This window comes from Rhodococcus sp. IEGM 1354, from assembly GCF_030056855.1.
Classification (GTDB): Bacteria; Actinomycetota; Actinomycetes; order Mycobacteriales; family Mycobacteriaceae; genus Rhodococcoides.
In genome coordinates, this window is the sequence record NZ_JASHKT010000005.1 from 163,025 (window position 1) to 188,057 (window position 25,033).

At 64.7% G+C, this 25,033-nt stretch carries 27 protein-coding genes; 5 read left to right on the forward strand and 22 right to left on the reverse strand.

The window, feature by feature from the left end:
* Positions 1-1,140, reverse strand: a complete 1,140-nt coding sequence (dxr, locus tag QM588_RS12875; protein ID WP_283314138.1) for a 1-deoxy-D-xylulose-5-phosphate reductoisomerase — start codon at positions 1,138-1,140, stop codon at positions 1-3.
* A 122-nt stretch (positions 1,141-1,262) separates the two neighbouring features.
* On the opposite strand from dxr, the gene QM588_RS12880 reads away from it, so the two are divergent.
* Positions 1,263-1,784: a DUF1990 family protein gene (locus tag QM588_RS12880; RefSeq protein ID WP_283313815.1), complete on the forward strand. Its 522-nt coding sequence runs from the start codon at positions 1,263-1,265 to the stop codon at positions 1,782-1,784.
* Between the two features lies 1 nt (position 1,785).
* Here the strand turns inward: QM588_RS12880 and puuE are convergent, their stop codons facing one another.
* A complete protein-coding gene (gene puuE, locus QM588_RS12885) occupies positions 1,786-2,685 on the reverse strand; it encodes an allantoinase PuuE (protein ID WP_283314140.1) in 900 nt (299 codons plus the stop codon).
* Between the two features lie 217 nt (positions 2,686-2,902).
* Between puuE and QM588_RS12890 the strand changes: the two genes are divergently transcribed.
* Positions 2,903-3,172: a DUF2631 domain-containing protein gene (locus QM588_RS12890; RefSeq protein ID WP_283313817.1), complete on the forward strand. Its 270-nt coding sequence runs from the start codon at positions 2,903-2,905 to the stop codon at positions 3,170-3,172.
* Between the two features lie 4 nt (positions 3,173-3,176).
* On the opposite strand, the gene rlmN is transcribed toward QM588_RS12890, so the two are convergent.
* On the reverse strand, positions 3,177-4,328 hold the full coding sequence (gene rlmN, locus QM588_RS12895; protein WP_045841851.1) for a 23S rRNA (adenine(2503)-C(2))-methyltransferase RlmN: 1,152 nt from the start codon (positions 4,326-4,328) through the stop codon (positions 3,177-3,179).
* 166 nt (positions 4,329-4,494) lie between these two features.
* Here rlmN and QM588_RS12900 point away from each other — a divergent pair, with 166 nt between their 5' ends.
* On the forward strand, positions 4,495-4,935 hold the full coding sequence (locus QM588_RS12900) for a LapA family protein (RefSeq protein WP_283313822.1): 441 nt from the start codon (positions 4,495-4,497) through the stop codon (positions 4,933-4,935).
* 90 nt (positions 4,936-5,025) lie between these two features.
* Entirely contained in the window at positions 5,026-5,868 is an 843-nt protein-coding gene (locus tag QM588_RS12905) for an HpcH/HpaI aldolase/citrate lyase family protein (protein ID WP_442972923.1), read from the forward strand.
* Positions 5,869-5,889: 21 nt separating this feature from the next.
* On the opposite strand, the gene QM588_RS12910 is transcribed toward QM588_RS12905, so the two are convergent.
* The 6 genes from QM588_RS12910 to rpsB form a co-directional block, all read right to left on the reverse strand.
* Positions 5,890-6,609 (reverse strand): class I SAM-dependent methyltransferase, encoded by a 720-nt coding sequence (locus QM588_RS12910; protein WP_283313826.1) that lies wholly within the window; start codon positions 6,607-6,609, stop codon positions 5,890-5,892.
* 17 nt (positions 6,610-6,626) lie between these two features.
* Positions 6,627-7,541 (reverse strand): phosphatidate cytidylyltransferase, encoded by a 915-nt coding sequence (locus tag QM588_RS12915; RefSeq protein ID WP_283313827.1) that lies wholly within the window; start codon positions 7,539-7,541, stop codon positions 6,627-6,629.
* Positions 7,542-7,577: 36 nt separating this feature from the next.
* Positions 7,578-8,135, reverse strand: a complete 558-nt coding sequence (frr, locus tag QM588_RS12920; RefSeq protein ID WP_057477619.1) for a ribosome recycling factor — start codon at positions 8,133-8,135, stop codon at positions 7,578-7,580.
* A 55-nt stretch (positions 8,136-8,190) separates the two neighbouring features.
* On the reverse strand, positions 8,191-8,919 hold the full coding sequence (gene pyrH / locus QM588_RS12925; RefSeq protein ID WP_269593623.1) for a UMP kinase: 729 nt from the start codon (positions 8,917-8,919) through the stop codon (positions 8,191-8,193).
* Between the two features lie 164 nt (positions 8,920-9,083).
* Positions 9,084-9,908: a translation elongation factor Ts gene (tsf, locus tag QM588_RS12930; protein WP_222093164.1), complete on the reverse strand. Its 825-nt coding sequence runs from the start codon at positions 9,906-9,908 to the stop codon at positions 9,084-9,086.
* Positions 9,909-10,066: 158 nt separating this feature from the next.
* Positions 10,067-10,957 (reverse strand): 30S ribosomal protein S2, encoded by an 891-nt coding sequence (rpsB, locus tag QM588_RS12935; RefSeq protein WP_283313831.1) that lies wholly within the window; start codon positions 10,955-10,957, stop codon positions 10,067-10,069.
* Between the two features lie 342 nt (positions 10,958-11,299).
* Here rpsB and QM588_RS12940 point away from each other — a divergent pair, with 342 nt between their 5' ends.
* Positions 11,300-11,800, forward strand: coding sequence for a M23 family metallopeptidase (locus QM588_RS12940; protein ID WP_442972911.1), 501 nt, complete (start codon positions 11,300-11,302; stop codon positions 11,798-11,800).
* A gap of 3 nt (positions 11,801-11,803) precedes the next feature.
* Here QM588_RS12940 and QM588_RS12945 read toward each other — a convergent pair whose 3' ends face one another.
* From QM588_RS12945 to QM588_RS13005, 13 genes are all read right to left on the reverse strand, one after another.
* A complete protein-coding gene (locus tag QM588_RS12945; RefSeq protein ID WP_442972912.1) occupies positions 11,804-13,141 on the reverse strand; it encodes a nucleotide-binding protein in 1,338 nt (445 codons plus the stop codon).
* 69 nt (positions 13,142-13,210) lie between these two features.
* Positions 13,211-14,137 carry a tyrosine recombinase XerC gene (locus QM588_RS12950; protein WP_283313834.1) on the reverse strand — a complete coding sequence of 309 codons (927 nt, stop codon included), beginning with the start codon at positions 14,135-14,137 and terminating at the stop codon, positions 13,211-13,213.
* A 69-nt stretch (positions 14,138-14,206) separates the two neighbouring features.
* Positions 14,207-14,989, reverse strand: a complete 783-nt coding sequence (locus tag QM588_RS12955; protein ID WP_283313837.1) for a siderophore-interacting protein — start codon at positions 14,987-14,989, stop codon at positions 14,207-14,209.
* Between the two features lie 99 nt (positions 14,990-15,088).
* Positions 15,089-16,210, reverse strand: coding sequence for a DNA-processing protein DprA (gene dprA, locus QM588_RS12960; protein WP_283313838.1), 1,122 nt, complete (start codon positions 16,208-16,210; stop codon positions 15,089-15,091).
* Entirely contained in the window at positions 16,207-17,712 is a 1,506-nt protein-coding gene (locus QM588_RS12965) for a YifB family Mg chelatase-like AAA ATPase (protein WP_283313840.1), read from the reverse strand. The genes dprA and QM588_RS12965 overlap by 4 nt, the downstream gene beginning before the upstream one ends.
* Entirely contained in the window at positions 17,712-18,068 is a 357-nt protein-coding gene (locus QM588_RS12970; protein ID WP_283313842.1) for a YraN family protein, read from the reverse strand. The genes QM588_RS12965 and QM588_RS12970 overlap by 1 nt, the downstream gene beginning before the upstream one ends.
* Before the next feature lie 348 nt (positions 18,069-18,416).
* Complete coding sequence (locus QM588_RS12975) at positions 18,417-18,761, reverse strand: histone-like nucleoid-structuring protein Lsr2 (RefSeq protein WP_283313844.1); 345 nt, start codon at positions 18,759-18,761, stop codon at positions 18,417-18,419.
* 360 nt (positions 18,762-19,121) lie between these two features.
* Entirely contained in the window at positions 19,122-19,427 is a 306-nt protein-coding gene (locus tag QM588_RS12980) for a DUF2469 domain-containing protein (protein ID WP_008717288.1), read from the reverse strand.
* Between the two features lie 37 nt (positions 19,428-19,464).
* Entirely contained in the window at positions 19,465-20,226 is a 762-nt protein-coding gene (locus QM588_RS12985; protein WP_283313846.1) for a ribonuclease HII, read from the reverse strand.
* A complete protein-coding gene (gene lepB, locus QM588_RS12990; RefSeq protein ID WP_094663035.1) occupies positions 20,223-21,014 on the reverse strand; it encodes a signal peptidase I in 792 nt (263 codons plus the stop codon). Before lepB ends, QM588_RS12985 begins: the two co-directional genes overlap by 4 nt.
* A gap of 184 nt (positions 21,015-21,198) precedes the next feature.
* On the reverse strand, positions 21,199-21,540 hold the full coding sequence (gene rplS, locus QM588_RS12995) for a 50S ribosomal protein L19 (protein ID WP_027496692.1): 342 nt from the start codon (positions 21,538-21,540) through the stop codon (positions 21,199-21,201).
* A gap of 133 nt (positions 21,541-21,673) precedes the next feature.
* A complete protein-coding gene (locus QM588_RS13000; RefSeq protein ID WP_442972913.1) occupies positions 21,674-22,537 on the reverse strand; it encodes a hypothetical protein in 864 nt (287 codons plus the stop codon).
* Positions 22,538-22,640: 103 nt separating this feature from the next.
* Positions 22,641-24,977 carry a Tex family protein gene (locus tag QM588_RS13005; RefSeq protein WP_283313848.1) on the reverse strand — a complete coding sequence of 779 codons (2,337 nt, stop codon included), beginning with the start codon at positions 24,975-24,977 and terminating at the stop codon, positions 22,641-22,643.
* Positions 24,978-25,033 lie beyond the last annotated feature (56 nt).

The following is a 25,033-nucleotide window of genomic DNA, read 5'->3' on the forward strand; positions in this document are numbered from 1 at the left end:
TCAGAGGCCTTTCGGTTTCAGTAGTTCACGGGCGTGGGCCCGCGCCCAGGAGTCCGCTGCGAGTACGTCGTCGACGTCCCTCGGAGCCGTCGACCAGTCCTGCCCGCCGTCGCCCAGCACCGCGCGCACCGTCTCCACGATCTGCGGAAATTCGATCCTGTCGTTCAGGAACGCTTCCGCGGCAATCTCGTTGGACGCGTTGTACACCGCAGTCATGCACCCGCCCATGATCCCGGCCTCACGCGCCAGCTGCACCGCCGGAAAAACTCTGTCGTCGAGTGGCTCGAAGTCCCACGAGAATGCGGTCGTGAAGTCGAGTGCACGGGCGACGTCGGGCACTCGATCCGGCCAGCCGAGGGCGAGCCCGATCGGCAACTTCATGTCCGGTGGACTGGCCTGAGCGATGGTCGAACCGTCGACGAACGTCACCATCGAGTGCACGATGGACTGCCGGTGCACGGTGACGTCGATCTTCTCGTAGGGCACACCGAACAGCAGGTGCGCCTCGATCAGTTCCAGACCCTTGTTGACCAGCGTCGCCGAGTTCAGCGTGTTCATCGGCCCCATCGACCAGGTGGGATGTGCGGCGGCCTGCTCCGGCGTGACCGACTTCAGTTCGGTCTCGCTCCACCCTCGAAACGGGCCTCCCGACGCAGTGAGAACCAGTCGACCGACCTCGCCGCGCGTACCACTGCGCAGGCACTGGGCGAGCGCGGAGTGCTCCGAGTCGACCGGCACGATCTGACCGGGCGCTGCGGCTGCGAGAACCAGCTCGCCTCCGGCGACCAGCGATTCCTTGTTGGCCAAGGCCAAGCGGGCGCCGCTGTTCAGCGCAGCCAGGGTCGGTTCGAGGCCGCGAGAGCCCACGAGGGCATTGAGCACGACGTCCGCCGGGGTCGACTCGACCAGCTCGGTCACTGCTCGTGGACCACTCAGCACTCCGGGGAAATCGAGCTCGGCGGCGGCCTCGGGCTGCGCGACGGCTACCCGTCGGACACCGGTCTCCGCGATCTGGCGACGGAGCAGTTCGAGGTTTCCACCGCCCGCGGCCAGCCCGACGACGACGAAGCGGTCCGGGTTGGCGGCGATGACGTCGAGCGCTTGGGTTCCGATCGACCCGGTACTTCCCAGCAACAGCACACGTATCGGCTCGGGGCGGTCCGAGTTGGTCGTTCGCTCACGATGGTCTGGCACCGGTCCATTGTTGCCTACCGAGGCTGAGAAACCCCTATGTGCCGACGCAGGCTGGCACGCTGGGGCGCATGGACTTCTCGAAGTACCGCTCGGCATCGTTCAATTACGGCGATGTGGGGGCCACCGCCGGCCCGCTGCCCACCGGATACCACCACGTCACGATGTCGAGGGTCGTGGGATCGGGGCTGGACGACTTCGTGGCGGCGGCCGATGCGTTGATGCGATGGGACATGCACCGAGGGGCAGGACTGAAGGTCCGTTCCGAGACAGATACCGCCGTGCCCGACTCGGTGGTCGTTCTCACACTCGGGCCGGTGCGCATTCCGTGTCGTGTGGTCTACGTCATCGACGAGGCGAACCGTCAGGGTTTCGCCTACGGCACACTCGACGGGCATCCCGAGTCCGGCGAGGAACTCTTCCACGTCGACTACTCCCCCGCCGACGGTGCCGTCACCGCCCGTATATCGGCGTTCTCGCGCCCCGGTCGCTGGTACACCAAGCTCGGCGGCCCGGTGGGCAGGCGCGTCCAGGCAGCATTCACCGACCGCTATCTGAGCGCGCTGGCATCGGCGTGCCGAGAGGCCGACTGACTCAGGCCTCGGGCGGGTGCACGGATCGCCAATGTTCGGCGATGTCGATTCTCTTCGCGACCCAGACCTTGTCGTGCGACTGCACGTGATCGAGGAAACGTTCCAGTGCGGCCGTGCGGGCCGGCCTGCCGACCAGCCGGCAGTGAAGTCCGATCGAGAGCATCTTGGGACTCCCACTCGCGCCCTCCGCATAGAGAACGTCGAAGGCGTCACGTAGATGCGCGTAGAACTCGTCGCCCGTCGAGAATCCTCCCGGCGATGCGAAACGCATGTCGTTGGTGTCCAGGGTGTACGGCACCACCAGGTGATCGACGACACCGCCGTCGCGGGGCACCTTCTCCCAATACGGCAGATCGTCTGCATAGGAGTCGGAGTCGTACACGAAGCCGCCGTGCTCCACCACGAGCGATCGGGTGTTGGGGGAATCGCGCCCGGTGTACCACCCCAGTGGCGCAGACCCCGTCAGCTCGCGCAGGATGGCCACGGCCTCCGCCATGTGCTCGCGTTCGACGTTCTCGTCGATCTGCTGATACGACAACCACCGCAGGCCGTGACATGCGATCTCGTGGTCCAACTCCAACAGTGCCGCAACCACTTCCGGGTTCCGCTCCATGGCCTTGGCGACGGCGAACACGGTCAGCGGTAGCCCGCGCATCTCGAACGCGCGCAGCACGCGCCACACGCCGGCTCTGGATCCGTACTCGTACAGCGATTCCATGCTCATGTGTCGATTCGGAAACGCCTGCGCGCCGATCATTTCCGACAGGAACGTCTCGGACTTCGTGTCGCCGTCGAGCACGTTGTTCTCGGCACCCTCCTCGTAATTGAGGACGAACTGTACGGCGATGTTCGCCTCACCCGGCCACTGCGCGAGCGGCGGCGTGCGGCCGTAACCGACCATGTCGCGGGGATAGCTCAGCGGGGACCGACTCGGACGATGGGGAAGGCGCTCGGACGTCACCGCCGCAGTCTCTCATTCGAGCCCGCACACGCGCTGGGTGAGCGATGCAACCCTGATCACTACGACGGGCGGTCGTATGCCAATATTGTTTCGACATCGCGTCTCGCACCGTTCGTGCCGGGACCCACGTGAACGCATCACCCGAGAGGATCGACCGGTGGCAAATACCGAACTGGAATCCGCTTCGTACGACCCGGTCGTCGACACCCGCAGCGAGGTGCCCGAGGTGCCTTCCGCCGCATGGGGATGGAGCGGCGAGTCGAACAAGGCGATGCGCGTCGCAGCCATCGTCGTTGCCGCGTTCCTGCTCTTCATGATCATCGGAAATCACCACGGCAAGGTCGAGGACCTGTGGTTGGTCGGATTCGCGGTTGCACTGGTCGGACTCGTCGTGCGCGACGTCATCGTCCGCCGCAAGCCCCGCTAGCGGCTCAGTTCTCGGCGGCGAGCTGACCGCACGCCGCCGCGATCTCCTGACCACGGGTATCGCGCACGGTGCACGACACGCCCTGCGCGATGACCCGTCGAACGAACTCCCGCTCCACCGGCTTCGGGCTGGCATCCCACTCGCTGCCCGGAGTCGGGTTCAGCGGAATCAAGTTCACGTGTACCCGCGACCCCAGCGCCTTGTGCAGCTTCTTGCCCAACATGTCCGCTCGCCACGGCTGATCGTTGACGTCGCGGATCATCGCGTACTCGATCGAGACGCGTCGACCGGTCTGGTCGGCGTAGTACCGGGCTGCGGAGAGAACCTCCGCCACCGACCAACGATTGTTGACCGGGACCAGCGTGTCGCGAAGCTCGTCGTCCGGCGTGTGCAGCGACACGGCCAAGGTCACCGACAGACCCTCGTCGGCCAGCTTTCGAATGGCCGGAGCAAGGCCGACCGTCGACACGGTGACCGAACGCTGTGACAGCCCCAGCCCGTCGGGGGCGGGTGAGACGATCTTTCGCACTGCCGCGACGACGCGCTTGTAGTTGGCCAGCGGCTCGCCCATCCCCATGAACACGACGTTCGACAGACGACCCTCACCGCCGGGAACGACGCCGTCGCGCATGTCCGCGGCCGCGGAACGGACCTGATCGACGATCTCGGCCGTCGACAGGTTCCGCGTCAGGCCGGCCTGGCCGGTGGCGCAGAACGGACATGCCATTCCGCAACCGGCCTGACTCGAGATGCACAGCGTCGCGCGATCCGGATACCGCATCAGAACACTTTCGAGCAGAGTCCCGTCGTTGGCTTTCCACAGCGTCTTTCGAGTGTCACCGTCGTCACACGCCAAGTGCTTGATCGGAGTCAGCAAGGTGGGAAAGAGATCGGCACCGACCTTCTCCCGAGCCTCGGCCGGAAGATCGGTCATCTTGGTGGTGTCGGCTTCGAGCCGCGCGTAGTAGTGCCGCGCCAGCTGATCGGCCCGGAATGCCGGTAGACCGAGCGCCTTCACCGCCTCGCGCAGGCCCTCTTTGTCGAGGTCGGCGAGGTGACGCGACGGCATACCCCGACGCGGAGCTGTGAAGACCAGCGGAAGATTCGGTCTCTTCTGCTCGGTCGTGCTGTCCGTTGCGGCTGCGGAATCACTCATGCTCGACCCCCGCGTCGTTCCTGCTGGCTCAACTCCATACTCACCATTGTCCACCCGTTCTGCTCACAGTCCTATTCGCGACGGTTTTCGACAGTGCCCTGACGGGTATCGACGCCGGGTCCGATTGCGCGTGCATTCGGACCACGCGTGCGAAAGGATCATCGACATGGCCACCAGAGCAGACGACAACAACGAGGCATCGTTAGACACATCGGCCTCGGCCAAGCCCGGATTCGACCGGTCGACGAGTGCGGCCGGCGACCTCACCCCGATCACCACCCCGGATTCGGACGGCCATTCCGCGCCCGACCCCGAGTTCGTTCCGGAACAGCAGCACACCCCCACCGATGTGGCGCACACCCGCACCGCCGCCCTCTGGACCGGTCTGGTGGTCGGGGCCGTCGTCCTTGTCGTTCTCCTGGTGTTCATCGTGCAGAACCTCGACTCGGTCACCGTCCAGATCTTCGCCTGGCAGCTGGACCTACCCCTCGGAATCAGCATGCTGCTGGCCGCGATCGCGGGTGCGCTGGTCATGGCAATGGCCGGCGGTGCTCGAATCCTCCAGGTCCGGCGCGCAGCGAAGAAGAACCAGCGTCACGGTTCGTGAACACTATGTACAGAAGCTGGCACCGCTGCACTGAATCGATAAGGTTGGCGGTGCCCGACTTCACTCGAGGAGCATGACGTGACTACTTTCATGGAGACACCGGTGGCATCCGGCGTTGCACCCGACCGCGCACGATCGTGGCTGTTGGTTCCGGCCACCAAGCCCGAGACCTTCGACGCTGCCGTCGCGTCCGGTGTCGACGCAGTCATCCTCGACATCGAGGACGCAGTCGCTCCGGCGAAGAAGCCTGCTGCTCGCGAGACCGTCGTGCGCTGGCTCAGCGAGGGCAACTCGGCCTGGGTGCGCGTCAACGACGCGACGACCCCGTACTGGGCCGACGATCTCGCCGCCTTGTCCGGGCTGCCCGGCCTGGTGGGGGTCATGCTCGCGAAGACCGAGAGCGGCGGTCAGGTCGAGGCGACAGCTGCCCGCCTCGCCGACGGCACCCCGATCCTCGCGTTGGTCGAATCGGCAGCAGGCCTCGAGGCCGCCACCGAAATCGCGCGCGCCGACTCGACATTCCGACTCGCCTTCGGCAGTGGCGACTTCCGACGCGACACGGGCATGAGCGACGACCCACTGGCCATGGCTTACCCACGCTCCCGCCTGGTCGTCTCCTCACGGGTCGCGCGACTCCCCGGACCCATCGACGGTCCGACACTGACCGCGAACGACAGCATCCTCGGGCGCGATGCAGCCCTGACGCTGTCGATGGGTATGGCCGGCAAACTCTGCATGCACACCGATCAGGTGGCCATCGTCAATCGCGAACTGGCTCCCTCCCCGACCGACGTCTCCTGGGCTCACGATGTCATCGACGCTCTCGGTGCCGACGGTGCTCACGTCAAGGACGGCAGCGATCTGCCTCGTCTGGCAAAGGCCCTCAAGATCAACGAACTGGCTCGAATCTTCGGAATCTCCGCCGCGTCCTGATCGCTCGGTGCCGAGGCAGGCTCAGATCGACTCGACGCCGGTCGGCTTGTATCGAACGTGGATGCGATAGCGCACATTCAGGGTGAGGCCGTCGACCTGCCGTGCCGCCGCGCGCGCTACACGCGGTGAGAACTCGATTCCCAGCACGTCGCGCAAAGCCCGGCGGTCGGGGAACGCCCATCTGGTATCGACGCGTCGCATGTCGAATCCCTGGGCGTCGAAGAACGCCTCGACGGCCACCGGATCGTAGTGTGGGAGATCCGCACGCATCCAGTCCCCATACGGAGACGACGTCGCGTCGAGGTCCACCACCACCAACGCCCCTCCGGGCCGCAGAACTCGCATCGCCTCGCCGATACCCGGGCCGCAGCCGGGCCCGAAGAAATACGCGGTTCGCGCGTGGACAAGATCGACCGAACCCGTGTCGACGGGCAGCGCGTCCGCTCTACCCGCACGCACCTCGACGTTCGCGAGTGACTCGACGCGCGTACGGGCTGCGGCCACCAACGGGTGGTGCGGTTCCACACCGATGACGCGCCGCGCGTCCGCAGCGAACATTGGAAGATGGAATCCGCTGCCGCAGCCCACATCCACGACATTCTCGGCCGTCCAATCGACGATCGAACGAATGGTCGCGAACACAGCGCCGTCGACGTCCTGGGCCCTGTTCTCCGCCTCGTACAGATGCGGCCAGTGCCAGATGTTGGGACTGGGAATCACCCCGCCGCGATCACCGCTCATCGTCCGGCGGAGTCGTATCAGAGCAACACGGTGAAGACGAGCCAGGCAACGAACGCAGAGGGCAGCAAAGAGTCCAGTCTGTCCATGATGCCGCCGTGACCGGGCAACAACGAGCCCATGTCCTTGATCCGTAGGTCACGCTTGACCTGCGATTCGATGAGGTCGCCCAGGGTTCCCGTCACGACCAGCACGACTCCCAGCAGCACACCGATCATCGAGTTGGCCTCGAGGATCAGGGTCACCGTCAGCAGGCAACCGATGACGCAGAAGATGAGCGATCCAACCAGCCCTTCCCAGGACTTCTTCGGGCTGATGGCCGGTGCCATCGGATGTTTCCCGAACAGCACACCGGCGATGTAACCACCGACATCCGAGCACACGACGCCGATGACGAAAACCAGGATGCGGCCGGCACCGTTGTCCTGCAGGACCATCAGAACGGCGAACGAGGCCAACAGCGGTAGCCAACACGCAACCAGAACGGTGACGGAGAGTTCTTCGAGGTAGTTCTTGGGAGCAGTACCGAAGCCTTGTCTGAGCAGCAGCCACACCATGCAGACCACGACGGTGCCCACCGCGGCGCTGAGCACTCCGACAGCACCGAACGGCCAGCCCAGCCAGATCATGGCCTGACCACCGAGAATCAGCGGGATGCGCGGAACGAGAACACCGCCCTCGCGGAGCCGCTTGGACACCTCGTACGTCGCGACGGCCAACGCCACGGCCACGACACCGATCCATACCAGCGGCACGAATACGAGCACGAGAATCAACCCGATACCCAAACTGCCGCCGACGCCGATCGCGGCAGGCAGATTTCGCCCCGCCTTGCCGGCGGACTTCGTGGCGGCGACCCCGGACGGGCCAGCGGGCGTGCCGCTGCCCTCCTGCCGATCCGGTCCCACCACTGTCGTCAACTCCTCGAGATTCATCGTCGTTCCACCGTGTTGCGCAAATGCAGAAGGAGGTCAGACCTCCATCAATTCACCCTCTTTGCGCTTGACCAGATCGTCGACGGACGCGGTGTACTTCGCGGTGGTCTTGTCGAGCTCGTTCTCGGCCCGTACGACGTCGTCCTCGCCCGCCTCGCCGTCCTTCTGGATGCGCTTGAGCTCTTCCATCGTCTTGCGGCGCACGTTGCGAATGGACACCTTGGCGTCCTCGCCCTTGCCCTTGGCCTGCTTGACGAACTCACGGCGTCGTTCCTCGGTCAGCTGTGGCACGCCGATACGAATCAGGTTGCCGTCGTTGGTGGGATTGACACCGAGATCGGAATTGCGGATGGCGGTTTCGATCGGCCCGAGCTGATTCGACTCGTAGGGCTTGATCACCACCAATCGCGCCTCCGGCACGCTGATACTGGCCAGCTGGGTGATCGGCGTCGGGGCGCCGTAGTACTCGATGACGATGCGCGAGAACATTCCAGGGTTGGCCCGCCCGGTGCGGATCGAGGACAGATCGTCACGGGCAACCGATACGGCCTTTTCCATCTTCTCTTCGGCGTCGAAGAGAGCTTCGTCAATCACGATCTGTCCTCCATCGTCTTCGTTCTCGGTTCGTTCGCGGTCGTGTCGGCGACATTCACGACGTGACCAGCGTGCCGATGTTCTCGCCCGATACGGCGCGAGCAATGTTTCCTTGGATCAGCAAATTGAACACCAACATCGGCATCTGATTGTCCATGCAGAGACTGAAGGCAGTCGCGTCGGCAACTTTGAGTCCCTGCTCGATGGCCTCGCGGTGCGTGATCGTGTCGAACATCGTGGCGTCGGGATCGAGCCGTGGATCGGCCGAGTAGACACCGTCGACAGCTTTGGCCATCAGCAGCACCTCGGCACCGATCTCGAGCGCCCGCTGCGCCGCAGTCGTATCCGTGGAGAAGTACGGCATGCCCATACCTGCTCCGAAGATGACGACACGACCTTTCTCGAGGTGCCGTCGCGCACGCAGCGGCAGGTACGGCTCGGCAACCTGCCCCATCGTGATTGCGGTCTGAACTCTGGTGGCAACACCCTGCTTTTCCAGAAAGTCTTGCAGCGCAAGACAATTCATGACAGTGCCGAGCATGCCCATGTAGTCCGAGCGAGATCGGTCCATCCCCCGCTGCTGCAATTCGGCACCGCGGAAGAAGTTTCCGCCGCCGATCACCACGGCGACCTGAACTCCGGTGGCCACCACCTCGGCGATCTGCTCGGCAACGTTGTTCACGACATCCGGATCGAGCCCCACCTGGCCACCACCGAACATCTCCCCACCCAGTTTGAGCATCACGCGTCGGAACCCGGGACGGTCAGGGGCCGGATCGGTCATAGCTCTCCTCGGTACTCGTCGAACACTACGGTTTACTCACCGATCATCCTGCCCTATCGGCACCCGATGAGTGGACACGGCTCCGACCTGCCTCGCGCACGAACGATGCCGTCCACTCGATGAAATCGAATGAACGGCATCGCCTCGATCGGATCGAGCGCAGACTAGCTGGCTCCGACCTCGAATCGAGAGAAACGGGTGATGGTCACGCCGGCCTCGTCGAGGATGGCCTTGACGGTCTTGTTGCCGTCCTGAACCGACTTCTGCTCGGTGAGAACGACGTCCTTGAAGAATCCGTTGACGCGACCTTCGACGATCTTCGGCAGAGCCTGCTCCGGCTTGCCTTCTTCGCGAGCGGTCTCCTCGGCAATCCGACGCTCGGCCGCGACCAGGTCCTCGGGGACCTCGTCCCGACTCACGTACTTGGCCTTGAGCGCGGCGATCTGCATGGCGGCAGCGCGTGCAGCGTCGCCTGCGGCGTCGCCGTCACCGGTGTATTCGACCAGCACGCCGACGGCAGGCGGCAGGTCAGCGCTGCGCTTGTGCAGGTACGTGGCGGTGTTGCCGTCGTAGGACACGACGCGGCGAATTTCCAGCTTCTCGCCGATCTTGGCCGACAACTCGTTCAGGGCCGTTTCGACGGTCTTGCCGTTCAGGTCGAGTGCCTTGAGGGCATCGACGTCTGCAGGCTTGCCGGCCGCTGCCGTCGCCGCGACGGACGCGGCGAACGTCTGGAACTCGTCGTTCTTGGCCACGAAGTCGGTCTCGGAGTTGATCTCCACGAGCACTCCACCCTCGGCGACGACGAGGCCTTCGGCGGTGTTGCGCTCGGCGCGCTTGCCGACGTCCTTGGCACCCTTGATACGCAGGTACTCGACGGCCTTGTCGTAGTCACCGTCGTTCTCGGCGAGAGCGTTCTTGCAGTCCATCATTCCGGAGCCGGTGAGCTCACGGAGCCGCTTGACGTCGGCGGCAGTGTAGTTCGCCATCGTGGGCGAGCCTCCTCAAAAGTCTGGGTACGGGCGTTGACGAAAAATGCTGTTCTCAGGGTGTGACCGACGACTCGCTACCGAGCAACCGCGACGACCACCCTGACATACCGAAGCGGCCCCGGCCCACCACACAGGTGAACCGGGACCGAATTCGATCAAGCCTGAGCGGCCGGAGCTTCCTCTGCTGCCGGTGCCTCTGCTGCGGGAGCGTCGGTTGCCGGAGCTTCCTCTGCGGCCGCAGCCTCGGTTGCCGGTGCGTCTGCTGCGGGCGACGCCTGCTGGAGCTGCTCGAGCTCCCACTCGGCGAGGGGCTCGCCTGCGCCGACCTCGGGCTTGGCGTCGGATGCAGTGTTCTGACCTGCTCGCGCCTGCACGCCCTCGGCGACTGCGGATGCGACGACCTTGGTCAGCAACGCAGCGGAACGGATCGCGTCGTCGTTACCCGGGATCGGGTAGTCGACCACGTCGGGATCGCAGTTGGTGTCGAGGATCGCGATGACCGGGATGTTCAACTTGCGAGCCTCTGCAACCGCGAGGTGCTCCTTGTTGGTGTCGACGATCCAGATGGCCGACGGAACCTTGGCCATGTCCCGGATGCCACCGAGGGTGCGGTCGAGCTTGGTCATCTCACGCGTGAGCATGAGGATTTCCTTCTTGGTGCGTCCCTCGAAGCCACCGGTCTGCTCCATCGCCTCGAGCTCCTTGAGGCGGACGAGGCGCTTGTGCACCGTCTGGAAGTTGGTGAGCATGCCACCGAGCCAGCGCTGGTTCACGTAGGGCATGCCCACGCGAGTTGCCTCAGCGGCGATGGACTCCTGCGCCTGCTTCTTGGTGCCGACGAACAGAACCGTGCCACCGTGGGCGACGGTCTCCTTGACGAACTCGTAAGCCCTGTCGATGAACGTCAGAGTCTGCTGCAAGTCGATGATGTAGATGCCGTTGCGGTCGGTGAAGATGAATCGCTTCATCTTCGGGTTCCAGCGACGGGTCTGGTGTCCGAAATGTGTGCCGCTGTCGAGCAGCTGCTTCATTGTTACTACAGCCATGGCTGAATAACTCTCTTTCATGGTTCGGTTGACGCAGAGTGTCGGTGACCTCTGCCCTGGCGACCGCCGAAGTTGTCGGACCTGAACCACAGGGGGACCAGGACCGCCGACAACCGGTTCTCGTATCGTGAACTCTGCCGAGGCAGTCGATACGATGACGCGGACGCGCGAAGTCGACCCGTGCACGCACAGGCCGCAACAAGGAGTGTAGACCTGCGGCGGCCCCCGTCATAACCAGGCCCGACTGTCAAGAGATTCCGGTGCCTGTGGACGAACATTTCGGTTGTCCACAATTCGTGCCGGGTCTCGTTCCCCAGCACGTTCACAGGCCATCGTCGACGGGTGAACACTCTTCGTGCCGGGTTCGTTGCCTCCGTTCTCGCCGCAATCGTGCTGACCACGCCCGCCGCGGCGGCCGAATCGGAGTCGTTCACGTGGCCGATTCGGCCGCAGCCTCGCGTCGTGACACCGTTCGACCGCCCGGAACACGACTGGCTCCCCGGCCATCGCGGGGTGGACCTCGCCGCTGCCGACGGCACCTCGGTTCTGGCCGTCGCCGACGGCACGGTCGTGTTCGCAGGCACCGTGGCCGGTAAGCCGGTGGTGTCGGTGGACCATCCGGGCGGACTTCGATCGACCTACGAACCCGTGACGGCGGCGGTCCGGGCCGGAGCACGAGTTCGCCGCGGCGACATCCTGGGTTCGCTGACGCCGGGACACGACAGCTGCCCGGCGACGTGTCTGCATTGGGGCATCAAGCGGGGTCGCGAATACCTCGACCCGACGGCCCTGGTGCGTACCCGTCCGATCAGCTTGAAACCCGTGCAGGAGCCGGTTCGTTGACGTTCAGCGAGGAGGGCCGGAATGTCGGCCGGACGCGGCAGGAAAGTCGTCCGCGACCATGGCCGCGAGTTCGACGAAGGCACTCCTGGTCTGTGGGCGCAGCTTCTCGAGATCGACGACGGCCCCTTCGGCGAGGTGCTCGTCGAACGGAACCACCAACACCGCGCGGCAGCGTTCCAGGAAGTGCTGCTGCAGCAAGTTCATGTCGACCGCGGACGAACCCGGTCGGACCGAGCTGATCACCACGACCGTGCGCTCGACCAGATGGCCGTATCCGTGCAGTTCCAGCCAGTCCAGAGTGGCAGCTGCACTGCGGGCCCCGTCGACGGCAGGCGAACTGACCAGAACCAGCGCATTGGCCAGCTGCAGCACACCGTTCATCGCCGAGTGCATGATGCCGGTTCCGCAGTCGGTCAGGATCAGGTTGTAATAGACCTGCAGCATGTCGATGACAGCGCGATAGTCCGCTTCGCCGAACATCTCCGATGCCGACGGGTCGCGCTCACCGGCCAACACTTCCAGTCGGCTCGGTGCCTGCGAGGTATGGGCGCGAATATCGGAATACCGGCGGATGTTCGGAGCCGCCGCCAACAGGTCGCGAACCGTGGACGCGGTCTGACGCGGCACCCGCTCTCCGAGTGTCCCGAAATCGGGGTTCGCGTCCACGGCGATGACGCAATCTCCGCGCAGCGACGCGAACGTCGACCCCAGACCCAGAGTGGTCGTCGTCTTGCCGACCCCGCCCTTGAGCGACAGGAACGCGATGCGATAGTCCCCCAGCACCGGCTGCCGTATGCGATCGACCTGGTTGCGGTAGCGCTCCTCGGCCGTCGACTCGCCGGGGTTGATGACGCCACCGGTCAACCGGTGCACACCGCGACGCCACCCTGACGACGAGGTGCGTTTGGGTCTTTTCAGCAGCGATTCGGCACCCAGGTCCTGACTGCTCGGACGGTACGGATTCGGGGCACCGGCCCACGGCTGTGGCGACCAGGGTGCCGGCTGGGCCTGCGACCGATCGTCCCCGACGGGCGGAACGGGCGGCATCTGCGCCTCCGGATAGGCGGCCGGCGGGCCGGGTCGAAGCGGCACGGGCGGGTTGTACCGCGGGGGCACGGGAGGTCGCTGCGCAGATTCGGGCGTCTGCCACGGCGGGGGCTGCCGGGGCGTGGAGCGTGGAGTGGACATCGGTTCCGACGGTACGGGTCCGTCGGCATCGTCACCCCGGCCGACGACTGCACTGCCGTCGACTGCACTGCCGGGGCGTGCCCCGTTCACGGGCGCACTGTGGCCATGCGTCGACCACGGCTCCGAAATACCTTGCGGTCGGTCGCGGTCCACGGTCCCCCGTATTCGGTGTAGTCGATCCTGGGCAGACGCTACCAAACGATGTGCTGCCCAGCTCGACACTCACGCTCTGGGATGCGCCTGATCGTGTACCGCACGCAACCGTTCGACGGATACGTGAGTGTAGATCTGTGTCGTAGCAAGGGATGCGTGTCCGAGCAGTTCTTGCACCACTCGGAGATCGGCACCTCCTTCCAGCAGATGAGTGGCTGCCGTATGACGCAGGCCGTGCGGTCCCAGGCTGGGGCCACCGGGGACCGTCTCGAGCACAGCATGCACCGCAGACCTGGCCTGCCGCTGATCGAGTCGTCCACCCCGACGCCCGAGCAACAGGGCCGGTCCGGATCGATCGACGGCCAGGGCGGGCCTGCCGCTGGTGAGCCAGGCGTCGAGTGCCTGGGCGGCCGGGAGACCGTACGGTGCCGAACGTTCCTTGTTGCCCTTGCCCACCACCCGAACGACTCGCCGATCGGTGTCCACGTCGTCGACATCGAGACCGCACAGCTCCCCCACGCGGACCCCGGTCGCATACAACAGTTCGACGACGAGGCGGTCGCGCAGCGCTATCGGATCGAGTTCGGCGGCACCCGACTCGGCAGCGTCCAACGCTCGCGTCGCTTGATCGTGACGCAGCACTCCGGGCAGGGTGCGGTGACCCGACGGGGACGCGAGACGTTGCGCGGGACCGACCTTCACTGCCCCTACCCGTTCGAGCCACGCCCCGAACGTTCGCACCGACGAGGTGCGCCTGGCCATCGATGTCCGAGCCGCGCCGGCCGCCGAGTACCCGGCCAACCAGGAGCGCACGACACGCAGATCCAGATCGGCGATCGTTGCGTCCGGCGAGGACGCGGCCAGGTGCGCCAGTAACGAGCGCGCATCGGCCACGTAGGCCCGGATGGTGTGCTCCGACCGTTCCCGGCCGAGGCGCAGGTGTTCGGCGAACTCCTCGACGTGCACCTCCAGGTGCGGCGGCAGCGAATCGGTCATCGGCTCAGCTTGGGCGTCGACGTCTCGCGCGACAACCGGACACGCCGTCGAGCGGACGTCGGTGTGCGATCAGGCGTCGACTCCCGCCTCCGCCTGTGCCAGCTCACGCTTCCAGGCTCGGAAGGTTTCCTCGGTCCGCCCCCGACGCCAGTAACCCGAGATAGACGCCCACTCGGCACCCACCCCACGTTCCTTTCGGATGTACGGACGGAGGTTGTGCATGACGGCTTGCGCCTCGCCGTGGACGAACACCTGCGCCTGCCCGGGTAGCCATTCGGTGTTCTTGACGGCCTCGATCAGCGGTGCATTGTCTCCGGCTCGGTCGTCGCCGATCTCGTTCGACGACGCGCCCCGGTGCACCCAGGTGACGTCGACGACTGCGAGAGTCTCCATGTAGATCTCGTCGTGACGATCGCCGACCTCGATGAACACCTTGGCGATGGCGTCTTCCGGGAGGGCCTCGACTGCAGCCGAGATGGCCGGAATAGCCGATTCGTCGCCTGCGAACAGGTGCCAATCGGCATCGGGGCGAGGCGCGTATGCCCCCGACGGCCCGAAGAACGACATTTCGTCGCCCGGCTTCGCCCGTGTGGCCCACGGTCCGGCGACGCCCTCGTCGCCGTGCACCACGAAGTCGATGGCGATTTCCCGCGCGACGGTGTCGACGGATCGAACCGTGTAGGTCCGCATGATCGGTTCGTCCTCGGTTCCGAAGAACAGCTTGACGTACGCATCGGTCCGGTCGATGGCGTCGAACTCGTCGAAGCCGGGACCACCCAGATACACCCGGTGCATGTGCGGGGTCAGCGCTTCCGTGCGCACTACGGTCAACGTGGTTTTCTTACGCGGCACTACGGACCCCTCCTCGAACGAACGACGCCGATACTCACTGCACCGACTAAGCATTGCCTAACACCCTACCTTCACCGGGGTTCGGCAGGGGCTGTCCCGTCAGCCACGCACCACCCGGGCCCACCCGGTCTCGTCGTTGCTCACGAACCCGTCCATCTCCATGACCGGTAGCGCGGCGCGGACCTTCGACAACGGAACACCGGAACTCTCAGACAGTTCACGGGTCGACAACGCTCCCGTAGCCGGCAGCGCGTCGTAGATCAGCAGTGCGGTCTCGGACAGCGCATCGATTTCCCGAAACAGAGCGGGTCGTGGTTCCTCCGGCGAGCCGAGCGCCCCGGCCTCGGCCACCACATCGTGCGAGCTCGACACCAGAACGGCCTCACCCTCACGAATCATGCGATGGCATCCCTTCGACGTCGGAGAAGTGACCGGCCCCGGCACCGCAAGAACGGGGCGTCCCAGTTTCGCCGCCCACGCCGCGGTGTTGCGCGCCCCGCTTCGCCATCCTGCCTCGACGACCACCACCGCCGATCCGAGAGCCGCCACCAGTCGGTTGCGCGCCAGGAACCGGTGCTTGGCCGGAGTTGTTCCGGGTGCGTACTCACTGAGAACCACGCCGCTCGAGGCGATCTGACGCAACAGGCGGGAGTGGCCCGCCGGGTATGCCCGGTCGACGCCGCAGGCGAGCACCGCCATTGTCGTCCCCTCGACTCCGAGTGCCGCGCGATGCGCTGCCGCATCGATACCGAAGGCAGCACCCGACACGACGGTCCAACCGTCCAACGCCAGATCGGCAGAGATCTCCGCAGTGACGTGGTCGCCGTACGGACTCGACGCTCGGGTTCCGACGATCGACACCGACCGTTCGGTGTCTGCTCCGACAGACCGGTTTCCCAACGCCCACAACGCGATCGGCGGCGATGTGTCGACACCCGTGGTGAGGCCGGACCCATCGAAGCCGAGAAAACGCCACGCAGGCCACTCGTCGTCGTCAGGGGTGATCAGCCGTCCACCGAGAGCGGCCATGTGATCCAGATCTGCTGCTGCGGTGTCGATGTGAGCCCGTGCTGCCAGTCGCTCACCCAACTGTCCGGCGCGTACGGCCGCGGCGGTGGCCTCAGGGCCGTGGGCAGCGGCGTGGTCCGTCACGGTGCGGTGCGGCCCCTGGGCCACACGAGACAGATACGCCCACGCCAGCCGACGTGCGTCGTGTGTCATGCCACTCCCCTGTCTCGAAAATCGAGTGCAGCACCGACCTCGTCTGCACCGGGCACGATGCCGCCGGCGAGGTCGTTCAGAGTCCACGCCACCCGTATCGCACGATCGGCACCTCGCGCGGTCAGAGATCCGTTGCGCAATGCTCGCTCGATCGGTGCGAGCGTCGTTCGAGCGAGCCGGAACCGTTGGCGCAGTGCTGGTCCGGGGACTTCCGCGTTGGTCCTCCAACCGAACTCCAGCCAACGTTGAGCGGCGGCATCTCGCGCTCCCGTCACCCGTGCGCGGATATCGGCCGTTCCTTCTCCGACGTCGTCGACCAACGCCCCGGTTGCGACGCCCATCATCTGAATACGGAGATCGACCCGGTCGAGGAGCGGTCCGGACAGCTTCCCCAAGTACTTGCGGCGAGCAGTGGGCGCACACACGCAGTCGGCCTGCCGCGCCGGTGCGCACGGACACGGATTGGCCGCCAGGACGAGTTGGAACCTCGCCGGGTACCGGGCCACCCCGTCTCGACGCGCAATCCGAATTTCACCGTCCTCGAGTGGGGTTCGTAGAGCTTCGAGCACCCGGATACTCATCTCGGCGCATTCGTCGAGAAACAGGACTCCGCGATGCGCGCGACTGACTGCGCCGGGCTTGGCCATACCGGTACCTCCGCCGACCAACGCACTCACCGACGTCGAATGGTGTGGCGCGATGAACGGCGGCGATGTGATCAGTGGCCGCGCGCTCGTCAGCAGCCCCGCCACCGAATGGATCGCGGTCACCTCCAGCGCCTCGGACTCGGTGAGCGGCGGGAGTATTCCCGGAAGACGTTGCGCCAGCATCGTTTTACCGATCCCCGGTGGCCCGGTCAACATGATGTGATGTGCACCGGCCGCAGCGACCTCCAACGCCCATCGGGCATCCGCCTGACCGGCAACGTCACTGAGATCCGGATAGCTCTCCTGGTGCCAGTCGGTCGGGGTGGGCGATTCCAGCGCCTGCTCACCACGAAGCCACGCAACGACATCCGCCAGGCAATCGGCACCCAAGACCTCGATACCGTCCACCAGACCGGCCTCGGGCAGACACCGGCACGGCACCACCACCCGCCGCCACCCCGCCGCCTTCACCGCGAGCACTCCGGGTAGAACCCCGCGGACCGCACGCAACCTGCCGTCCAGAGCCAACTCCCCCAGAAACACCGTCTCCGAAAGACTTCCCCGCGGAATGGCCTTGGCGGCGTCGAGGACCGACAATGCCAGCGCGAGGTCGTACACCGAGCCACCTTTGGGCAACGTCGCCGGGGACAACGCGAGAATCACTCGGCTGTCCGGCCAGGTGCCACCCGAGTTCTTCACGGCCGCTTTCACACGATCTCGTGATTCGTTGAGCGCGGTATCGGGCAGTCCCACCAGATGGGTTCCCGGAAGACCCTGACCGATATCGGCTTCGATCTCCACCAACACTCCGTCGACGCCGTTGACCGCCACCGAATGTGCTCGACCCAGTGGCATCAGAATGCCGCCCTGACGTGAGTGAGAACAGGGTCGTCGTCGCGGCCGATCACGATGGCGATCACGTCGAATCTGATCTGGACCCACGGCCCTCCGCGAAGCGAAAGCCACTGCAACGCCAGTCCTCTGATCCGAGTCTGCTTGGTGTAGGTCACCGCTTCGGCCGGCGTTCCGTAGCCGATTCCCGAACGCGTCTTCACTTCGACGAACACCACCGTCTCGCCCTCGCGCGCAATGATGTCCAGCTCCCCCGAACGATGCCGCCAATTGCGCTCGATCACCTCCAGGCCGATGTGCTCGAGATGGCGCGCCGCAAGGTCCTCACCGCGCGCCCCGAGTTCTTGATTGGTCGGCATGTCGAATTCCTCCACTCTGCGGCCGCACAGCACGGCCGGATCCGGTCGTCATGACGGTGACACGACCGAAAAGAGGTGATTCCGAGAAAGCGCAGGTGCCTCATTGCCCTGTGGACAATCGCAATCCTGTGGAGAGAACCGCAGAAGCGCAGGGCCGAACTACCTGCTTTGTCGTACCTGTGTGCCTACCTGCGTTCGTGCCCTGTCGATTGCCCGACACTCGATTCGAACATGCGAAAGCTCCGTCCGGATTACTGCACGGACGGAGCTGAAGCACGGAACCGATTATCGAATTCGGTGACCCTCCTGCTGTCCGAAGACAGCGGGCATATCAAGACTGGGACGCGGTCAGTGCGCAGCCTCGTAGGCGGCCTGAACTTCCTGGCTGATCCGACCTCGCGCGCTGACCTCGTGACCGTTCTCGCGAGCCCACGCTCTGATGTCCTGCAGATCGACCTTTCCTCGAACCGGGGCTGCAGCGGCACCGCTCTTGCGGGGGCGGCGACCGGAAATCTTCTCGGCATGCTCGATCCAGAATGCCAACTGCTCGTGCAGTTCGTTCGCGTGCTTGAGATTCAAATCGATCCGGTACTGGTTTCCACCGATACCGAATTCGATCGACTCCCCCTGGCCTTCTTTGATTACCGAACCGTCGACATCGTCGATCATCTGGACAAGCGTCTTGCGTGCCATCTCGTACCTCTTACGCGTCTGGGGGAATGTGGTATTTCAAGTTCTACCACCGATTATCCGACCGAAGCAAAGGTCAAACGGTGTCCACCGCTGGGATGGGAAGAAAACACCCGGTTCGAAAAGCGACAAATATCGCCGACTATTCACGAAACTAAAGTCAAAACTATTGTTGGACAATAACGTTCGAGCTCACATTGAGCGGATTACTCCGAGCTCGGCACGCCCCGTCAACAGGTCTCGGCTCGAAACAGAACACGCGGAACTATTCGGACGAATGCCCAGCTTTTCGTGGATCGACGCGAAAGCACCCCCAGGGAGCAACCGAGTACACCTACCGATCCGCTCCCGGTCCCGGTCCGTCTATTCAGGAAGACGCAGATCCGGTTTGTCCAGCTCTTCGATGTTGACGTCCTTGAACGTGATCACCCGCACGTGCTTGACGAAACGAGCCGGTCGGTACATGTCCCATACCCACGAGTCCGACATCCGCAATTCGAAGTAGATCTCACCGTCGGCATTGTGCGGAATGAGTTCGACGGAGTTCGCGAGGTAGAACCGACGCTCGGTTTCGACGACATAGTTGAACTGTCCGACGATGTCCCGATACTCGCGGTACAGCGAGAGCTCCATCTCGGTTTCGTACTTTTCGAGATCTTCGGCACTCATCGGTCTCTTTCATCCTCCAGTCGGGCGTGAAATTCAATCATGACCCACCATCGTCGGTGCAGTCCATTCGCCCCAGTGCGTCGACCTCGCTACGCGAGCGACCGGCTGCCGCGGCAGCCACGTTGGCATACGACATTCGATGCTCCCGGCTCGGGCCGAGCGTGGTCATCGCGGTCGAATGAGCACGTGTGCTGTAACCCTTGTGCACCGCGAATCCGTAACCGGGAATTTCGGTGTCCATCTGCACCATCAACCGGTCTCTGGACACCTTGGCCAGGACACTGGCCGCAGCGATGCAGGCAGCTGTGGCGTCCCCTCCGATGACGGGTAGAGAAGGCACCGGAAGTCCTGGAACCCGAAAACCGTCGGTGAGGACATACCCGGGAGTGAGGCTCAGGCCCGCCACCGCACGGCGCATTCCCTCGATGTTCGCCACGTGCACCCCGATTCGATCGACCTCGGCCGCGTCGACGAACACCACACTCCATGCCAGTGCCAGTTTCTTGATCCGGGGAAAGAGCTCCTCCCGGCGACGCTCGGTCAGCTTCTTGGAATCGTCGAGGTCCGCAAGGGCCGTGTGCGCTCGGGATCCCAGAATGCACGCCGCGACCGTCAACGGCCCCGCACAGGCTCCCCTGCCTGCTTCGTCGACACCCGCAACCGGACCGAGCCCGTTGCGTTCGAGTGCCGATTCCATGGTCCGCAGCCCCGCCGCCCTCCTGATGATGGGACGAGGCGGCCACGACGATCGGCTCAGAGATGCGCGCGCTCGAGGCGCGGGACGAGGACGTGCCGTCATCGACCCTGAATGTCCGGCGAGTCCAGGAGGCCGGTTCGCGATGGCGGCAACGCGATGGCCACGGCCTTACCTATCACGTTGTCCAGCGGAACGGTGCCGGTGAACTCGTCGGTGACGTGATACCGCGAGTCTCGCGAATTGCTGCGATTGTCGCCCATGACCCAGATGTTGCCCTCGGGCACCGTGACAGGGTCGAAGCACCGGCCCGATTTCAATTCGGTCTCGCACGTCATCGTGTCCGGAACGAACGGGAAATCCATCTGTATGTACGGCTCGTCCAACGGCTTTCCGTCCACGAGCACCCGTCCCTGAGCGTCACAGCACTCGACCGTCTGACCGCCGGTAGCAATGACGCGTTTGACCAGATCGTTCTCGTCCGGAGCGACGACTCCGATCAAAGAGCCCACTTCCTGGGCCCCACGGATGACCGAATTGTCGGAGCGCTGCGAAACGAATTCGTCGTTCCAGGAATCGGGGCCGCGGAACACGACGATATCGCCGGGCTTCGGATCGCCGAATCGATAGCCGATCTTCTCCACGACGATGCGGTCCCCGGTGCAGCCGGCGCAGCCGTGCAGTGTCGGTTCCATCGATTCGGATGGGATCAGATAGACCCGGGCGACGAACGTCTGAAGCAGAAAACTCAGCACGAGAGCTACCAGAATGAGGATGGGAAGTTCGCGCCAGAAGGACCGCTGCTTGCGATCCGCACGCTTGTTCCGGGGAGACTCGTCGTCGGGCTCGTTCGTCGAACCCTGTGGGGTCGGATCCTGTGGGGACTGCGTCACCTGGACAGGTTAGCCGGAACCGTCGCCCGCGGGCCGGTCGGTCCGCGCAGGCGGCGTTTTCACCGAGCATCTCTCGTACCGGTACGTCCGAAATGTCAGGGCGGTGGCTCCAACGCACCATGCCGCGTCACCGAATATCGGTGACGCGGCATGGTTGCTGCTCGAAGCGGTCGATACGACCGGGTCAGCGCTTTTCTTTGATCTTTGCGGCCTTGCCACGCAGATCGCGGAGGTAGTACAGCTTCGCGCGACGAACGTCACCGCGGGTGAGTACCTCGAACTGCGCGATGTTGGGGCTGTGCACCGGGAAAGTGCGCTCCACGCCGACGCCGAACGACACCTTACGAACGGTGAACGTCTCGCGGACGCCACCGCCCTGACGTCGAATCACGACGCCCTTGAAGATCTGAATACGCTCTTTCGAGCCTTCGATAACCTTGACGTGCACGTTCAGCGTGTCGCCGGGGCGGAAATCGGGGATGTCGCTACGCAGCGACTGATTGTCGAGAAAGTCCAGGGTGTTCATCGGTTGTGCCATCCTTGCGTTCTGCGCTTGAGCAGAGGAACCGAGCGGCTCGCCACCGGGGCGGCACAACTGGTTCGTACTCCGAGTGAGGTGTGTGCCTCGCGAGAGGCAACCCGCCTATTGTGCCAGACCGTCAGGCGTTCGAGGAAATCGCCCCGACCGAGGACTGGGCCACGGTTCCGGCCTGGGGTGCGGGCACGACGGTCCGCGCGAGCTCGTCCTCGGTGGCCTCGACCGCATGAACGATGCTGGGCTTGCCCGCGATCGCATCCTGCAGGTAGATCTTGGCCCGTATCAGCGGCCTGCGCCACTTCTTCTCTCGCCGCAGCGCACGCTCCATCTTCTTCGGTCTGCTCGTGTAGCGCCACCTCGCCCAGGGCGCACTCGGCCTGCTGAGTCGGACCGCGGCCAGAATGAGGATGGGCAGAACGAACAGCCCGATCAGCCCCGTCCAGATCTTGCCCTTGAGCAGCACGACGACGCACAGACCCAAGTTGAGCAGTGCCAGCACACCGAGTGTTCCGCGAACCCAGGGATCGGGATCGGCCCGAAAATCGGCGGGGCTGAGCAACTCCAACGGGTGAAGTCCCAATAACAGGAACCCGGTGAAGGCGACGGCTGCAAACACCGCATCGACGGACGTTCGACCCTGTTCCGACCAGTAGACGTCGCGGAGGTAGAAGATGAGCGCGAATTCGTCGAGCACGAGGGCAGCACCGCTGCCGAAGATCGCCGCCAGCACGGCACCGATGGTTTGCGACCCGTCCACATACACCGCGATGAGGCCGATCCCCGCCAACAGCATCAGCACGATTCCGAACACGACATGGTGGATGTGCTGGCCGCCAGGGGTGATGTTGCCCGGCCACCACTTCACATCTGCGCGAATCATTCTCACGCTGAGGCGAATCAGCAGAAAGCCGACGAGTAGGCCGAGCAGGAAGCAGAGCAGCGGAAGGCGGCCGTGTTCGACGACACCGTGCTCCAACCACCTCACGCGCTCCACGTCCTTCCCACCGCACGCCCGAAACAACGGCTATCGCCGAATCAGCCTATTCTCGTTCGACGCTGCCAGGGTCGGCATCGACCGGCAAAGTCCGTTACTTCCCGAAGCCCGCTTTGCGCAACGCGTCGGCCATGGAACCTGCCGCAGGCGTCCCCGCGGGGCCACCTCCACGTCGATCGCGCTGCGGCCGGTTGCCCTGGCCGCCGTTGCCCTTGTTCGAGGACGTACCGCGAGAGCGGTCACCCTGCTGCCCGCGAGGTGCATCCTTGCCGCCGCTCGCGCCGGGCTCGTCGTCCAACCGCAGACTCAGACCGATGCGCTGACGTGGGATGTCGACCTCCATTACCTTGACCCTCACCACATCGCCGGATTTGACGACCTCACGCGGGTCCTTGACGAAGTTGTACGACATCGCAGAGACGTGAACGAGTCCGTCCTGATGCACGCCGACGTCGACGAAAGCACCGAACGCCGCCACGTTGGTCACGACACCTTCGAGCGTCATCCCCGGCTTCAGGTCGGCGACCTTCTCGATACCGGCTGCGAAAGTAGCGGTCTTGAACTCCGGACGCGGGTCGCGTCCAGGCTTCTCCAGCTCGGAGATGATGTCGGTGACTGTGGGCAACCCGAATCGTTCGTCGACGAATTCGGCGGGATCGAGGCGGCGCAGGAGTGCGGTGTTGCCCACCACCTCACGCACGCCCACGCCCGCCTTGCCGACGATGCGGCGCACGACGGGATAGGCCTCCGGGTGCACGCTGGAGCGGTCGAGTGGATCCTCTCCCCCGGAGATGCGCAGGAACCCGGCGCACTGCTCGAAAGCCTTGGGCCCCAGGCGCGGTACGTCCTTGAGGGTGCTGCGGCTGGCGAACGGACCGTTCTGGTCGCGGTGCGCCACGATGCTCTCGGCGAGCGAACCGGCAATACCGGAGACCCTCGACAGCAAGGGCACCGACGCTGTGTTGACGTCGACACCCACCGCGTTCACCGCATCCTCGACCACGGCGCCGAGAGAACGGGCGAGCAGTGTCTCGGAGATGTCGTGCTGATACTGGCCGACGCCGATGGACTTGGGATCGATCTTGACCAGCTCGGCCAACGGATCCTGCAGCCTGCGAGCGATCGAGACCGCGCCGCGGATGGAGACGTCGAGTTCGGGCAGCTCACTCGAGGCGTACGCCGACGCCGAGTAGACCGAGGCACCCGCCTCGGACACCACCACCTTGGTCAAGTTCGCCGCCGGGAATTTTGCAATCAATTCTGCTGCCAGAGAATCGGTTTCGCGTGAGGCCGTACCGTTTCCGATGGCGATGAGTTCCACCTTGTGCTTGGCCGCGAGCCCGGCGAGCGTGGCCACCGCCTGGTCCCACTTGCCCTGCGGCTTGTGGGGATAGATCGTGTCGTAGTCGACGACCTTGCCGGTGGCGTCGACGATCGCCACCTTGGTTCCGGTGCGAAAGCCGGGGTCGAGTCCCATCGTGGTGCGGTTTCCTGCTGGTGCAGCCAACAGGAGGTCTTTGAGGTTGCTCGCGAACACGTCCACGGCGTCTTTCTCGGCCGACTGGCGCAGTCTCATGCGCGTGTCGAGCGAGACGGTGACCAGCATCTTGGTGCGCCATGCCCATCGAACGGTATCGAGCAGCCACTTGTCGGCCGGACGGCCGCGATCTGCGATTCCGAACTTGGTGGCGATACGCCCCTCGTAGACACTGGGCACACCGGGAGTCGGCTCGTCCCGCTCGGGTTCGAACCCGAGGGACAGAATCTCTTCCTTCTCGCCGCGCAGCGTCGCGAGGATGCGATGCGAGGGCAGGCTCGTGAACGGTTCGGAGAACTCGAAGTAGTCCGCGAACTTCGCGCCTTCCTCCTCTTTGCCCTTGCGCACGGTGGCGACCAGCTTGCCGGAGGTCCACATCAGTTCACGCAGCTCACCCACCAGGTCGGCGTCCTCGGCGAAACGCTCGACGAGTATGGCTCGTGCCCCGTCGAGCTGCTCCTGATCGAACTGCGCAGGATCCGTCGTGGGGTCGTTGAACAGCGCATCGGCGACGGGCTCGTGGCCTGCTTCGCGCGCGATCTGTGCCTTCGTCCGACGCTTGGGCTTGAACGGCAGATAGATGTCCTCGACGCGGGCCTTGGTCTCCGCCAGCATCAGCGACTGTTCCAGTGCGTCGTCGAGTTTGCCCTGCGAACGAATCGATTCGATGACGGCATCTCGCCGCTCGTCGAGTTCCCGCAGGTATCGAAGTCGCTCGTCGAGTTGGCGCAATTGCGCGTCGTCGAGTGTGCCGGTGACCTCCTTGCGGTAGCGCGCGATGAACGGGACCGTGGACCCGCCGTCGAGGAGTTCTACAGCGGCACGAACCTGTTCTTCGCGAACATCGAGTTCTTCGGCTATGCGCTTGTTCACAGATTTCAGAGCAGTGGTCACGGCGATGGACCCTACCGCTAGTGTGGGACAGGTCGGTCAGCGGTTCTATGTGCGGG